The sequence below is a fragment of the Paenibacillus sp. J31P13 genome (assembly GCF_056269295.1).
This window is the reverse complement of the sequence record NZ_JBWDNR010000003.1, coordinates 589,385-603,957: the sequence shown is the minus strand read 5'-3', so window position 1 is coordinate 603,957 and position 14,573 is coordinate 589,385. Positions and strand designations below refer to the sequence as shown.

Sequence of the window (14,573 nt, the reverse complement as noted above, 5' to 3'; positions counted from 1 at the left end):
AGGAGGAGGAGTCACATTGCTGCATCCCTATCACGCCTATCCCTTGTTGGATCAGCTAACTGAAGAAGAACTACAGCAATTGGACCAAGAAATACAAGAGCATCGCTATGAAGCTGGTCAGCTTATCTTGCAGCAAGGCTCGATTAGTAAAAGCGTTCAAATCATAGTATCAGGCCAAACACGAGTATTCATTACCCATGAGACTAAAGTTGAGTTAGCTTTATTGCAAAGAGGACTTTTTTTCGGTGAAATGTCATGCCTGACAGGTGATCCGATAAGCGCTTATGTTGAAGCAGTTGACGAGGTTTGTACGATAAAATTGTCGCGTGAAGGTATGCTGTTCTTAATGGATAAAAATACAGAGTTCCGCAGACAAGTTATCGACACCATGATCAAGCGGCTTCAAGGTTCCAACGACCGTGTTATGGAGGAGCATGCCAAAAGCTTATTAATTATGAAGCAGCATGAGTCCGGGGAGCAAGAACGATATGGCGAGCTGATCGGAGCAAGCCCCGCGATGCGGGAATTGCTAGAGCAGATAGATCGCATCGCTGCTAAACATGGGCATGTTGCCATTGTGGGTGAAGCTGGTACAGGAAAGATGAATGTCGCAAGAAAGCTTCATTTTACTGCAACACAAGGTCATTATCCACTGCTCACAATCGATGCAAATGATTTTGACCTAATGGCTTGGGATACAAAAGTACGAGCGGCCAAAGGCGGTACAATCGTCGTTGAACATGCTGATCAGCTGCCTCCTACTGTGCTGAGAGAACTCATAGAAACAGATACTGGGACGCGAATTGTCATGACCGCATTACAGCCTATACTAATAAACAACCTAACAACCCTTCATGTACCTGCCCTAAGGGAAAGAGCAGAGGATATTCCGATGCTGGCTCAGTATTTTTTAGAAAAAAGAGGAGCCGAGCATATGGATGCAGCCATCTCTCCCGATGCGCTTCGCATGCTTAGTCTTTTCCCCTACTTAACTAATAATGTTGATGAATTACAGGCCATTGTTCAGGAAGCTCTTATTCTAAGTCAGGGTCGTACGATCTATAGCAATCATTTGCGTTTTGGCAGAACTCGCAAGGCTGGTGATAGACCGACTATCGGATTAGCGCTAGGGAGCGGCTCTATCAGGGGAATGGCTCATCTTGGCGTATTGCAAGTGCTGGAGGAAGAGGGCATTCCCATTGATATGATTGCAGGCACGAGTGTTGGCTCATTAGTCGGTGGCGCTTATGCGGCCGGGATGTCGGTGGAGGATTGTGCTGGTGTTCTCACAACCCTTCGCTGGGGGCAATTGGTTAGGCCAACCCTCCCTAAACGCTCCTTTGTGCATAATACACCGATGATTGGATTTATCGAGCAGCACCTTGGAAAAAAACAGATTGAAAATCTGCCTATTCCATTTGCCGCCGTAGCCTCAGATGCTTCAACGGGTGATGCGCATATAATGAGAAGCGGATCATTAGCTCATGCAATCAGTGCTAGTACAGCAATACCTGCTATCATGCGTCCCGTGTACTATCAAGGAAAGACACTTGTGGACGGGGCCGTCGTTCATCCGGTGCCAGCAGCATTGGTACGAAGTATGGGTGCGGATATTGTTATTGCTGTGAATGTATGTGCAGAGTCTTTCGCTAAGGGTACAGCTAGACATTTTGTAGACTCCCTTATGAATACCATTGATATGATGAGTGCGAAGATGGTGAAAGAGGAACTGCAGCTTGCTGATATCGTATTGCGTCCAGACCTTGGTTTCAATCAAATCGGCTTCAAAGATTCAAAAATTTGTATAGCAGCTGGCGAGGCTGTCACACGAGAAGCCATTATTCGAATTAAAAAGAAACTTTCGCAGTCTTAACGACTTCCTGCCTCCTAAGGGATAAGGCAATGTTACTATTACAAGCAAGTAAGCAGATTAGTAAAGGGGTGAATCAGGGGGCTTCCTGCGGCAACCTGATTCATCCCTGCTTTTGTAAACCTTTTTGCCAATCTACCTTCCATTGCTATTACATTTTCAATAGGAATAATCAATTGCCACTCAATAAAAGTATGCTCCATTTCATCCGACATCAATTATAGATCTTGCGCTAGACGAATCATATCGATGACTTGTATCCCATTTTCAAAAATCTCTTCCGAGTAGTGTCTAATAAAGAAATCTCTATCCACTCCTGTTATTCGGAAGCCGCATTTCTGATAGAGAGCAAGCTGACCTACACTAGAATTCCCCGTGCCGACTTCAATCGTTTTAAAACCGAGCAGTTTAGCATTGGCAATGGCATGGTTAATCAGCTCTCTCCCTAACCCTTTCCCTTGGCAGTTTTCATCTACCGCTATATTTACCAACTCAATGGTATCAGGCCTTGTCGGCAGTAAAACATAGACCCCTATTATGCCATCGTCTATTTCCGCTACAAAGCATTGTCCTCTTTTCACATAGGCTTGCACAAGCTCTTGGGAAGGGTCTGCTAATAGCAGCAGCTCCATTGGGGGTTGCTCATCCGTATTCAACAAGCGTATATTCATTCGTATCCCTCCTTTTTAAAATCAAACTATCCTTGAAATTTCAAATCTCTCTATAAATAATAGCATCCATTTCATTATCATACCCATCCCTTCTGAGATTCTATTTGAAAAACAGGCAAAGCGATTGGTACGAAGGCAGTTACCGAGGATAAAGGAAGAGTATTCTGCTTCCTGTTCGAGGATATTCTTTCATCTAGAGCCTATATCAAAACAAAGCAATTGAGCAGAATACAGGTATTCAAATCTCATTTCGTCAAAAAAGCACCTGCCGTATGGAGTTTGGACGATCCTCTTCCAGCTTTTCACTTCTCCTATATGGTTCTCAAAAAAATAAAAAGACAGCTCATAAACTAGTCGCTTATGCATGTATCCAAAGCCAAGCCCCGCGATGTGTTCATCACGGGGCTTGGCTTTATTTATTATTGAGCAGGCGGTGCCTCTGGCGGTATCTCTGGATTAATTTCTGGTATGGTATCTGGCTTAATTTCTGGATCAGGAGGTGGGATAATTTCTGGAACTGGCCCATTAGGCTGTATCTCTGGTGAAGCCGGGGGTTTAATTTCCGGTTCATTATTGGGATAACGTTCAGGAATCTCTTGCTGCTTATCAGCGTTATTAGGCATACTTCAACATCTCCCTTCGCTTATATGCATTAGTACCCCAAAACAGCCCATTCTTAACGCTTGATCTTATTTCCATATCTATGTAACGCTCTCGCTAGTCTATTCCGCAAGCAGAGATAGATTCTGTTATTTAATAGACATCAAAAATAATACAACACATCTACTAAATAACCATAATAAGGGTATATTAACAAACGAACTCTGTTTCATTTGTTATTCCATTTGACACGAAACCAAAAGGTGTCATATAATAGCGATGCGAAACCAAAAGGTTTCATATTATGCAAAATCGAAATAACCACGATTCCTATAATTATTGGAGGCCATCAAATGGAAAATAACAATACAAACGGTGCTTTGCCGGATATTAGACAAACAATTATACTGAATGCGCCAATTCAGAAGGTATGGCATGCAGTAGCAACAGCTGAAGGAATTTCAGCATGGTTTATGCCAAATGATTTTCAACCTGAGTTGGGTTACGAGTTTCATTTGGAAGCAGGACCATTCGGAAAGTCTCCTTGTAAGGTAACCGAGCTTGATCCACCTAAGCGCCTTTCTTTCAAATGGGGCAAGGATTGGTCATTGACTTTCGAGCTAGTCGAGCTAGAAGGAAAAACGGAATTTACGCTTATTCATTCGGGCTGGAATACGGACACCGTTACCGAATTCGGTCAAGCGCATGAAGAGATTCGCGGTAAAATGGCAGGCGGCTGGGTAGGTCTCGTACAAAAACTAAGCACTTACGTAGAGGCCTAAGATGAGTGATCCGGCACCGAAGCATGATGTATTTCAGGCGATAGCAGATCCTACACGCCGCAAACTACTGCATGTCATTGGTGATGATGAGCTGCCCGTTACCGTCATTAGCGGACATTTTGAGATGAGCCGTACGGCGGTATCGAAGCATTTGCGCGTTTTGGCAGATGCTGGTCTCGTGAAGGATCGAAAGGTCGGCAGGGAAACACGCTATCGGCTAGATCCAGAGCCACTACTGGAGTTGAAGCGTTGGCTTGCCTATTATGAGCGCTATTGGGATAATAAACTATCATCGCTTAAACGCTTTGTTGAAGCCGATGAGGACGCTCCTGCGGAAACATTCGGTCCGCTCACTGCGGTAAAAAAAGACCTCTAATCTTGGTCGATTAAGAGTTTGATTTAGACAAAAAAAGTTAGACGAGCCTTGTGGCTCCTCTAACTTTTTTTATTGGATACAGACTAAAGTCGAGGAAGGCCCCCTGCTTTAGTTGGTTTCCATTTTAATCCAATACACATGAATTTAAGAGGATGCCTTTCATAAAAGAAGGAAGCTAAGCGATGATAAAGCATGGATGCAAAGCCAGTCAGCCCTTCCCTCTTGGTCCTTATCCGGTAAGCAAATCATCGTGCCCGACAGGCTCTCATTACATTCATAGCTACAAGCCAGACCTTGTCATTATAGATCTGCTGAAGCCGATCGAGCATTAAAGCTCCTTTGGGCATAAATCGGCATCCGACCGCATCTTAATCCGATATTCCTGCGGTGAGATTCCCTCCAGCTCCTTGAACACGCGAGAAAATTGTTTCGTATTCTCAAAGCCTACCGCACTTCCGATTTCCTGCATTTTTTGATTCCCTTCGAGCAGCAGCTCCTTGCCCTTACGAATACGAATCTTCTTCAAAAACAACACAAAATTCTCACCGGTATGGACTTTGAAGGCTTCACTGAAATAGGAATAATTTAAGCCAACATAGTTGCTTACGACAGCCATATTAAGCGGCTTGAAATAATTCATCTCCATATAGGAAACAGCTGCTTTGATCTCCGAATGCTCACTATAGGCAGAACGAATGCCCCTAACATAGTCATTCACACTAGATAGCAGAAGTTCCAGACTCCGGTAATAGTCGTGAAAGTTCCGGAAATTATCCATACTTCCTACTTTGCGATATAATTTCAGTACTTCAATCGATGCTTCGCCGTAGATGCGAAATATCTCGTCCAATACTTGCTCATTAATCATTTTTCCAACAAGCTTCAAGTATTGAATGTCAACATCAGGAATATCCTCTGTATGAAAAATGACCTTAAGCAGTTCTTGCATTTCACGCTCTCGATCAGTCCCCAGCATATTTCCCAGCTTCCGAATGTCCTCGTCAGGTACAGGGTAATACAGTGGTTTCTTTGCAATGTCTTTATAGTGCAGAAGACGGCTATTGGAATAAATAAAGGAATACTGCAGCGCTTCGGAGGCTTGCTTATAGCAGTAGAACAGATCCTCTACTTGGCTTCCCTCCGCGCTTATACCCATCCGCAGTCCGTCCAGTTCTTTTCCTCCAGCATTCTTAAACCACTCTTCGAATTGCAGGGCTGGACTCCCAATCAAGACGAGCTTGCTCTCGCTGTCCAAAAAAGAGACATCTAGAACGCCCTCTACTTGCTGCAGCATCTTCTCTACCAATAGCTTAAACTCTTGCTTATTCATGGAGTCGCCGCTCTCCGATTTGTGGTTCAAGACGGCAATGGTAAACGGACGCTTAAATCCATCGAATCCAATTTTTGATTCAAAATCACTTGTAATATCGGAGTACAGCTCAGGCTCATCCTGTCTAAACCATTCCCTAAGCTGATTTATTTGAAGCTCTTCCCTGTACGTATCACTTACAGCAACTCTTTCTGCTAATTCAGCCTCTGCCCGAAGAGCTTGCTCACTCTTACGCAAGGACTCAAACAGCTCGTCTCTGCGTATTGGCTTTAATAGATAATCTTTAACCTGGTACTCAATAGCCGCCTTAGCGTAGGCAAAGTCGTCATATCCGCTTAGGATAATGAAGATTGGTTTCGGCATTAGCTCGATTTCATTGCTTAGTTTCTTAATTAGTCCGATACCGTCTATTCCAGGCATACGTATATCCGTAATAACGATATCAGCCCGTTCACTCTTATATTGTAATAATGCATCTTCACCATGAATGGCTGTCCGAATTTCATATTGATTTGGAAATTCTCTTTCAATCATCGTTTTTAGCCCTAACCGGATATTTTTCTCATCATCTACGATTAACATTTGTCTCATGCCCGGAATTTCCTCCCATTAACAGCACCTTAGGAAGGGTAATAACCACCTCTGTGAATTGCCCCTCGCTGCTGAACACGTGTAATCCATATTGAATTCCATAATAAAGCCGAATGCGTTGATGAACATTTCGAAGGCCGATCCCGAATACCTGCTTTTCGTTTCTAACCTCTTGAACCGAAGTCGTACCGCTATCATCAGCAGTATGAATCATTTGATTTAATTGATCTAAGCGAAAAGCATCAATGCCCATACCGTTATCTCTCAACGTGATAATAATGGCAGCTTCCTCGTTCTCTGAGACATCAATCAAGATGATACTCTTGCTGCCGTCCATACCGATCCAAGCATGCTTTACAGCATTTTCTATAATAGGCTGGAGTGACATTTTGAGCACTTCAATACCTAGCAGTCTCGGTGGAATCGAAAGCTCAAGCTGGATTGGCTCATCGAATCGAATATTCATAACAGCAATGTAATTCTGGATATGACGAATCTCATCCTGTAAGCTTACATATTCACCCGACCATTTGAAATTATAACGCATCATTCCGCCAAGTGAAGTTAGCGAATCCGAAATGGTTCGCTGGTTTTCCATTTCAGCCAGCATCTTTATATTCTCAAGCGTGTTATATAAAAAATGTGAATCAATCTGACTATGCAGCGTACGCAGCTCAGCCTCTTTCGTTAGTGCCTGCTTTTTCACTCCCTGTGCAATCAATTCATTAATGGTATGAATCAATTTATTAAAGTGATGAGCAAGCTCGCCTATTTCTCCGCCTCCGCCTAAGGGTAGTCCTGTCGGCATTTCCCCTCTTCTAACCTTCTTCATAGCCTCTGTGAGACGTCTTAGATTTTTGAGAATAAAGGAATTCATCATATACGTAATAATAGATAACAAACCGATTAGAATAAGATTAACGGCTATAACCTGCTGCTTTGCTTTGGATACACGTTCATGTACTTTCTGCAAGGATACCACGTTCAGAATATGAGCATCAGCCTGCTCTATTGGTGTAGAGACCAGCAAATAAGGGTGTTTGTTAACCGTGAAGCGCTTCTCCGTATTTCCTTGCTTATTCATTTCAGTAAACTCTCTCTGAATAGCTTCGTGAAGCTCTGGATTGCGAGCTACAAACGGCTGATTATCATCTAGAAAAATAGCCCCATTCCCGTCAGCAATCATCATCTGTGCGCCATCGTCCTTAATATTGGCAAACCCCTTTGGCGAAAACTGCTTCAACAGCATCTCCACTTGTATAATGCCAATGCGCTTTTTCCCAGCATTGATGACACGAATGAGAGAAACCTTTGGCATTTGAGTATTAACATCTGTAACATTTCGATGCATAATATCGGGATCATCATTCTTGAACACCCAGAGCTCCTTGCCCTCCAAATGATCCAGTTGATCGAACCAAGTCTCGTTCTGAATGCGGCGTTCATGAAAGATAATAGGCCAAATCTCTGATATATGGTCATTATTCGCAAATAAACGAAGATGGGCAATATTCGGGTTATTAATCTGAATATTGGTCATGTCAGCAAGCGAACCCCGAGTTAAGTCAAGCAACTGCTCAATAGGCAGCTCTTCTTTTGTAGAGATATAATCGATTATGTCAGACTCTGATATCGTGAGCTGGGCAGCCAGTTCCATCGCTTCAATCTGGTTCAGCACATTCACTTTTTCCATTTCGACTAAGTATTGACCCTGTTTACGAGTATCACTAATATAATTATCCCTTATTTGGCTAAAGAGATAGTTCGATACACCGATACTTGGAATTAACAGAATGACGATATAAGCAGCTACCAGACGAGTCTGCATAGATCGGCGGCCCAGCCAATTGGTAACAGATTGAAGATACAACCGAAATTTCCTACCCATTTCCTTCACACATCCGCTCTAAACATGATTTACTGCTATAACTTCCTAATGCGACAAAAAGCACTCCAAACCGTATCCGGTTCTGGAGTACCTTCGCTGGGGAGTCCCTAGGTGGTCAAAGTTTTCATTTCATTACTTCGTAGCTGCATTCAGCTTTTCTACATTTTCTTCGTATTTCTTCTGTTTGAAGGCTTGTACCTTACTGAAACCGAGCGCTTCGCGTTTCGTCAAATACTCATTCCATATTTTATCGAACTCTGCATCCGATTTGGCAAGCAACAGTTTTGGCAGTACTTTACCAAACTCTTGGCCCATCTTCGTATTCATGATGCCTTCTTCTGAAGTACCTGTTGGATTAAGCTGATCAAATTCGGACAAGCTCTTCGCTTTGCCGCGCGTCCAGTCTTCCAATTGCTTGAATGGCTCAACTGCTGGCGGTGACCAAATAGGTGTTAAATTTGTATCCATCATCATCCAAAACGTATGAGAAGCTCCAATTTTCTTGTCAAAAGCACCGCGATCATTATTGAGCATATCTAATACTTCTGGCAAGAACTGATCCTTACCGTCAATATTGTCGTAGGTTACACCTTTTTCTCCGAAGAATCCATCATGCTGTCCTTCTTCAGAAATCAAGTAGTCTAGGAAACGAATCGCACGAGCTTTGTCTTTCACATCTTTAGAGATCAATGTAACGGTCCAACCAGAAATGGATGGGCCAGCAAGTGTTGGTTGATCAAGGTTCGTATTTGCAGGTCCGTCAACAGCGATATAAATAGAGTTCGGATCATTTGCAAATAGTGCATTTTGTTGGTTTGCTAGGTCAGATCTGGCATACAGCATGGCGAAATAACGGCCTTGTGCAATTTTTTCTTCCATTTGAGGACGCTTATCGATGAAAATATCTTTTGACAATAAGCCGTTCTCGTTCGCTTGGCGCATCGTTTTAAGCCATTTTACATATTCAGCATCTGTATCGCGATCATATAATTGACCATCCTTATCGTAAGGAACGGCAAGGAAGTTCTGAATATAATGCTGAAGCGATGCATTGCCTGTATCGGTGAAATCATACATGCCTAGCGGAATAAGCGGTTGGCCATTAACATCCGGATACATTTTCTTCGCATCCGCAAGTGCTTTCAAGAAGCCTTCTGGCGTACGCATATCCGGGCTTCCTAGCGCTTCGTACATATCTTTACGAACTAAGAAAGTCTGAGTTGATGTAATGTTGTCTCCGAATTTCTCGTAGTCCTTCGGTGATGAGGAAGAGTTAGGATAGCCGTATACATTATTGTCTTCCTGCTTGTACCAAGAGAGCTTAGCTGGATCTGTTACTTTGTAGAAATAAGGGTCATATTTATCAGCAAGCTCGTTCAAAGGAAGAACTAGACCGCCTTCAATCATTTTTTTAACCGCTTCTTCATACCAGCCTAGTGTAATAAAGTCTGGCAATTTGCCAGATGCCATCATCGTATTCATTTTCTCTGCTTCGTTGCCCGCAGGAACGATAAAGTTAACATTAACGCCTGTTTTCTCTGTTATATATTTCGAAGTCGCATCAACGCCCCATTTGTTAGGGAACCAAGAAAAGTTAATATACCAGTCAAATGTAATTGGCGTTTTATCCACTTCCCAGCCTTTATCATCCTGAGTAAGCTTCACTTCTTCTGCCGGTTCTCCATTACCCTCGTTCTTACCGGCATTGTTGTTGCCACCTGTAGAGCAAGCGGTTGTAAATACGAGAACCATCGCGATTGTCAGCATCAACAGATTTTTGAGCTTGAACTTCTTGTTCATGTTTGTTGTCCCCTTCTCTGTATGAATGATTATATATGCAACTTCCTGCTCTATAAAGAGCAGAAGGTACTGCCAAAATTACCCTTTAATCGAACCAATCATCATTCCTTTAACAAAATACTTTTGTAAGAATGGATAAACGAGAACGATCGGAAGCGTTGTGACGACCATTGTAGCCAGCTTGATGGATTGGGTCGTAACCGATTTGCCAATACCTCCGGGGATAGCGGCTAACATCTGACTGGAACTGGACTGAGCTACAACACGGTACAAATAGGTCTGAATCGGCTGCAAGTCCATATTGTTCATGTAGATAACGCCAGCAAAATAATCATTCCATTGATAAACACCGTGGAACAAGGCAATGGTAGCAATAACCGGCATCGATACAGGGAGAACGATTTTTATGAAAATTAACCAGTCGTTGGCCCCGTCAATTTTGGCCGCTTCCTCCAACCCATCCGGGATATCACGGAAAAAGGTCATAAAGATGATGAGATCGAAGAAGCTGAACATAGCAGGAATAATATAGACCATGAAATTATCCAGCAAATGCAAATCCCTCATCAGCAAATAGGTTGGTATGAGTCCGCCTCCGAAAAACAAGGTAACCGTACCGAAGAGCATATATATCTTTCCGCCTATTAGCCCTTTACGAGAGAACGCATAGGCAACCATCGCCGTAAAAAACACATGGATCAAGGTACCTAGCAATGTCTTAGCTATTGTTATGCCCATAGCTGTCATAATTCCTGCGCTTTGGAAAACCGCATCAAAGCTCTCAAAGCTGAATACCCGCGGCCACCAATAGATCCCTCCGCGCATGCCGTCCTGACCTTCATTGAAAGCATTGACCAAAACGTACCAGATCGGATATATCGTTGCGAAGCAAATGAGCAACATACCGAAGTTATTGAAGATGTCGAAGAATGCTTCTCCTTTTGTTTTACGTTTAATACTAAACATGGCTAGTCTCCTCCTTCTCTAGAAAAGTGATGTATCATTCATTTTTTTCGTTACGCGATTTGCAATTAATAAGAGAACCAATGCAATAACAGACTTAAACAACCCTACAGCCGTTGAATAAGAATAGCGTCCTTGCTGCATACCCGTCTGGTAGACATAGATATCAACAACGTTGCTCGCACTCTCATTCAATGAATTTCTCAGTACAAGAATTTGATCAAAGTTGGAGTTAAGCACACCGCTTACTGCAAGAATGAAAAGGATCGAGATCGTCGATTTGATGCTTGGCAGTGTAACATACCACATTTTCTGAAAACGTCCCGCTCCATCAATCGTCGCCGCTTCGTACAATTCAGGAGAAACGCTCGCAATAGCCGCAAGATAAATGATGGCGGACCAACCAAGCTCTTTCCATATATCCGATGTAATGATGATGCTCCAGAAGTAGCTAGGCTCTGCTAAATAGGAGATAGGCTCCTTGATGAGATGAAGACCCATCAACACATTATTGATCACACCTACATCCGCAAGCCAGGTTGTCAAAATACCGCCGAGAATAACCCATGACAGGAAGTGAGGCAAATAGGAAATTGTCTGAATCGCCTTTTTGAAGCCAACAGAGCGAACCTCATTAAGAAACAAGGCAAAAATAATAGGCAATGGAAAACCGATCGCCAGCTTAATGAGACTGATGCCGAGAGTATTTCTCATGACATCCATGAAGCTGTCATCTTGGAAAAACTCTATAAAGTGATCGAAGCCAACCCAAGGCGCTTCACTGATAGATTTGACAATATTGAATTCTTTGAAGGCGATAATAACGCCATACATTGGAACGTAATTGAAAATAATCATCCAAATCACGCCTAGCAGCGCCATAATCTGAATGTGTCTTTGACTGTACAACTTTCTGAACCATTTACTTCTCGCTGCCTTTGCTTCCGAAGCAGGCAGAGAAGCGGATCCTGCGTTGACCTCTGTCTTCACATTAATTACCCCCATGCTGTTGTAAATCTGATGTAAGCCTTTGCATATCTTATATATTTATTGTAGATCGTTGCCTCCTGTCTCGTAAGGCTTGAGATTTCGTATTGAGGTGACCATTTTTCGGTTTTTGACGAAAGATGCTGTTTTTACCCACAAAAAAAATGTGATGCCGGCAGATGCTGCCGATCATCACATTTTCGATTTCATCATTTATTCCGTATAGGTAAATTCAAGCCAATCCACATCTACTCTGCCGCTAATGACACGAATAATAACCCGAACTGGCCCTTTTGCCACCTCTATGTTTCTCACTAACAATCTCTCGTTCCAGCCCTCATCGCTAACCGCACAGGCTACCGGCTCTCGCCCTTCCATTTCAACGGATAATGCAGCTCCCTCAGTCGCAAGCAGTCGAGCACGGAGATCAAACCGCCTTGCATCAACACATAAGGCATCATATGCGAGCCAATCACCCGCCTTTAGCTCAACGCAGACCGTGTTGTCCTCGGCCCATACTTTACCGCCCTCAGAGTGATAGCTTGGCATCTCGGTCTTGCCTGTAATCATCCGCATTGGAACACCATCATTTGCCCGCAACCCGACCTTGCTCTCACTCTTCTGCATAATGCCGAACCCAACTCCCTCACCTTGCCTATAAAACTCAGCAGGAATACGAAGCGGAATATGACGAAGCAGCGACCGAGATATTTCAGGAAAAGCATCACACTGCTCTAATCTGAGATTATCAAGATATTGATTCAATATCTTCTCCGCAGTCTCCGCATCCGGCTTAGCTCCACCTTCCAAATAGGCCGTAAGTAATTCCCAGCCTTCAGGCATGCGAATCGAGTAGGGAGAATTCGAGGTGCTCATCTTCTTCCAAGTCCAGAAATTCCACGATATTTGATGATCCTCGAACATTTGAAAGGCTCCGCTGTACCACTGCGCATTATTTTCTCCACCTTCACCCATGAAGATCGGCACATTCCACTCTTCTCGCTTGTCCAGATACTTCTGAATGCTTTCTGTGTCGGGATTGTTCCAATATTTATGGAATTGCAGCATCAGATTATCATCAAATTTCTCTGTGAAAATACTCCAATCCGTTGACCAATGAACACCTTCAATAATAATCATATGACGCTCATCCACTTCACGTATTGCTGCTGTAATTTCCTTGTACAGCGGCATCACCGCATCATTGTACTTGTTGAACCAGTCCGGAAGCGGCTCATTAAAGAGATCGTAACCCGCGATAATCCAATCATCCTTATAGCGTTCGGCGAACATTCGCCAGATCGCAATCGTCAGCTCTTGATTTCGGCGATCGGTAAATAGCTCGGGCAGATCATTCTCAGAATCATCGATATTGGCTCCCGTTTGACCGCCCGGCGCCCCATGCAGATCCAAAATAACATAAAGCTTATATTTTCTGCACCATTCTATTACTTGGTGTATACGTGCCAGACGTTTTTCATTAAAGACCAGCTCTTCATCCTCCACGAGAATTCCACGAGCATTAATGGGAAGCCGTACAGAATTATAGCCTTGCTCGGCAACCACGCGGACATCCATCTCATCCACATAGCGTTCCACATAAGTATCCCAGAACAGGGATGCTTTCTCTTCCCCGATCAAAGCCTCTACCATGGCTTCAATCTTGCGTGGTCGATCGCCGCCTTCTGGGAACTTCCACATGTATCCTTCCGGCAGCAGCCAGCTTCCGAAGCCAACGCCTCTTAGAACGATTTCTTTGCCATCTCCATTGATAATCCTTTTTCCATCCGCTTTAATGAAACCGCTTACGTCATTACTGTTCCTATGCACACTCATAATCGGATTGCCTCCTTATATGCTTGATTGCGTATCTCATCTTTCATACTCTCAAAATATAGCATAGGATTGTCACCCTCGGTGCACAATCCGAAAAACAGTGCTTATATCCGAAAGCAGCACACTTTCTCTTCTCATTAGGAAATTTTTCTAAAAGAGTGTTGCAAAATGAACCGCGTGTCATTATTATTAATGACACACGGTTCATTTTTCAGAAGGAGGTAGAATTATACAATGTCACCGAAAATTTCAGATGAGCAAAGGGAGCAGCGAAGACAGCAGCTTCTACAAGCTGCAGAGCGTGTATTTATTCGTAAGGGTTATGAGCCTTCCACCATGAAGGATTTTGTTGAGGAAGCCGAAATGAGCCGAGGATGGATTTATCTTTATTTTCAAACGAAGGAAGAGATTTTTGAAGCCATCATGGAACAGCATGATCAGCAATATGATCAAACCGTTCGTGATGCTGTAAGGGATCTCCCTACCATCTGGGCATTTATTGAGCTAGGTCTTAATCAAGTGAAAAATGACCTCATTCATACGACCAACAGCATCTTACCAACCTTTTATGAATATTATCTCACTGGCTGGCGTGATGATCATCGGCGAAAGCGTCTTGTAAAAAGGTACGAGAATGGCACCACGCGCTTCATTCAATTACTTCAGCTTGGAGTTGATCGAGGTGAGTTCACACCAACTATGCCCCTCGATATAATAGGAAAACTTACCGCATCCTATCAGGAAGGAATTATTATCCATACACTCACTGTTGGATTTGAAATGGCCAATACGGAGAAACAGCTAGATGCTCTTTCGACCTATTTGCAACAATTGCTTGGCATTAAGAATGACTAGATAGCTATTAAAATGATGAGGAGT

At 43.2% G+C, this 14,573-nt stretch carries 14 protein-coding genes; 5 read left to right on the top strand and 9 right to left on the bottom strand.

Annotation, left to right across the window (positions count from 1 at the left end; all coding sequences use genetic code 11):
* Positions 1 to 16 precede the first annotated feature (16 nt).
* Positions 17 to 1,873: a patatin-like phospholipase family protein gene (locus tag AC0YOD_RS13510; RefSeq protein ID WP_475799816.1), complete on the top strand. Its 1,857-nt coding sequence runs from the start codon at positions 17 to 19 to the stop codon at positions 1,871 to 1,873.
* Positions 1,874 to 1,911: 38 nt separating this feature from the next.
* Here the strand turns inward: AC0YOD_RS13510 and AC0YOD_RS13505 are convergent, their stop codons facing one another.
* The 3 genes from AC0YOD_RS13505 to AC0YOD_RS13495 all read right to left on the bottom strand — a co-directional run bounded on the left by AC0YOD_RS13505 (position 1,912) and on the right by AC0YOD_RS13495 (position 3,164).
* Positions 1,912 to 2,085, bottom strand: coding sequence for a hypothetical protein (locus AC0YOD_RS13505; RefSeq protein ID WP_475799815.1), 174 nt, complete (start codon positions 2,083 to 2,085; stop codon positions 1,912 to 1,914).
* 3 nt (positions 2,086 to 2,088) lie between these two features.
* Entirely contained in the window at positions 2,089 to 2,541 is a 453-nt protein-coding gene (locus AC0YOD_RS13500; RefSeq protein ID WP_475799814.1) for a GNAT family N-acetyltransferase, read from the bottom strand.
* Positions 2,542 to 2,960: 419 nt separating this feature from the next.
* On the bottom strand, positions 2,961 to 3,164 hold the full coding sequence (locus AC0YOD_RS13495) for a hypothetical protein (RefSeq protein ID WP_475799813.1): 204 nt from the start codon (positions 3,162 to 3,164) through the stop codon (positions 2,961 to 2,963).
* Between the two features lie 330 nt (positions 3,165 to 3,494).
* Between AC0YOD_RS13495 and AC0YOD_RS13490 the strand changes: the two genes are divergently transcribed.
* From AC0YOD_RS13490 to AC0YOD_RS13480, 3 genes are all read left to right on the top strand, one after another.
* Positions 3,495 to 3,923: an SRPBCC family protein gene (locus AC0YOD_RS13490; RefSeq protein ID WP_475799812.1), complete on the top strand. Its 429-nt coding sequence runs from the start codon at positions 3,495 to 3,497 to the stop codon at positions 3,921 to 3,923.
* A gap of 1 nt (position 3,924) precedes the next feature.
* Positions 3,925 to 4,299: an ArsR/SmtB family transcription factor gene (locus AC0YOD_RS13485; RefSeq protein WP_475799811.1), complete on the top strand. Its 375-nt coding sequence runs from the start codon at positions 3,925 to 3,927 to the stop codon at positions 4,297 to 4,299.
* A gap of 182 nt (positions 4,300 to 4,481) precedes the next feature.
* Positions 4,482 to 4,631 carry a hypothetical protein gene (locus AC0YOD_RS13480; protein ID WP_475799810.1) on the top strand — a complete coding sequence of 50 codons (150 nt, stop codon included), beginning with the start codon at positions 4,482 to 4,484 and terminating at the stop codon, positions 4,629 to 4,631.
* Here AC0YOD_RS13480 and AC0YOD_RS13475 read toward each other — a convergent pair.
* The 6 genes from AC0YOD_RS13475 to AC0YOD_RS13450 all read right to left on the bottom strand — a co-directional run bounded on the left by AC0YOD_RS13475 (position 4,628) and on the right by AC0YOD_RS13450 (position 13,694).
* On the bottom strand, positions 4,628 to 6,220 hold the full coding sequence (locus tag AC0YOD_RS13475) for a response regulator transcription factor (RefSeq protein WP_475799809.1): 1,593 nt from the start codon (positions 6,218 to 6,220) through the stop codon (positions 4,628 to 4,630). The genes AC0YOD_RS13480 and AC0YOD_RS13475 overlap by 4 nt on opposite strands.
* Positions 6,195 to 8,108 carry a cache domain-containing sensor histidine kinase gene (locus AC0YOD_RS13470; RefSeq protein ID WP_475799808.1) on the bottom strand — a complete coding sequence of 638 codons (1,914 nt, stop codon included), beginning with the start codon at positions 8,106 to 8,108 and terminating at the stop codon, positions 6,195 to 6,197. The genes AC0YOD_RS13475 and AC0YOD_RS13470 overlap by 26 nt, the downstream gene beginning before the upstream one ends.
* Positions 8,109 to 8,240: 132 nt before the next feature.
* Complete coding sequence (locus tag AC0YOD_RS13465) at positions 8,241 to 9,908, bottom strand: extracellular solute-binding protein (protein WP_475799807.1); 1,668 nt, start codon at positions 9,906 to 9,908, stop codon at positions 8,241 to 8,243.
* A 78-nt stretch (positions 9,909 to 9,986) separates the two neighbouring features.
* The gene (locus tag AC0YOD_RS13460) at positions 9,987 to 10,874 is read right to left on the bottom strand and encodes a carbohydrate ABC transporter permease (RefSeq protein ID WP_475799806.1); all 888 of its coding nucleotides are present in this window, start codon (positions 10,872 to 10,874) and stop codon (positions 9,987 to 9,989) included.
* A gap of 18 nt (positions 10,875 to 10,892) precedes the next feature.
* Positions 10,893 to 11,876 carry an ABC transporter permease gene (locus AC0YOD_RS13455; protein WP_475799805.1) on the bottom strand — a complete coding sequence of 328 codons (984 nt, stop codon included), beginning with the start codon at positions 11,874 to 11,876 and terminating at the stop codon, positions 10,893 to 10,895.
* A 195-nt stretch (positions 11,877 to 12,071) separates the two neighbouring features.
* Positions 12,072 to 13,694 carry a cellulase family glycosylhydrolase gene (locus AC0YOD_RS13450; RefSeq protein WP_475799804.1) on the bottom strand — a complete coding sequence of 541 codons (1,623 nt, stop codon included), beginning with the start codon at positions 13,692 to 13,694 and terminating at the stop codon, positions 12,072 to 12,074.
* Between the two features lie 234 nt (positions 13,695 to 13,928).
* Between AC0YOD_RS13450 and AC0YOD_RS13445 the strand changes: the two genes are divergently transcribed.
* Complete coding sequence (locus AC0YOD_RS13445) at positions 13,929 to 14,549, top strand: TetR/AcrR family transcriptional regulator (RefSeq protein WP_475799803.1); 621 nt, start codon at positions 13,929 to 13,931, stop codon at positions 14,547 to 14,549.
* The last annotated feature ends 24 nt before the right edge of the window (positions 14,550 to 14,573 follow it).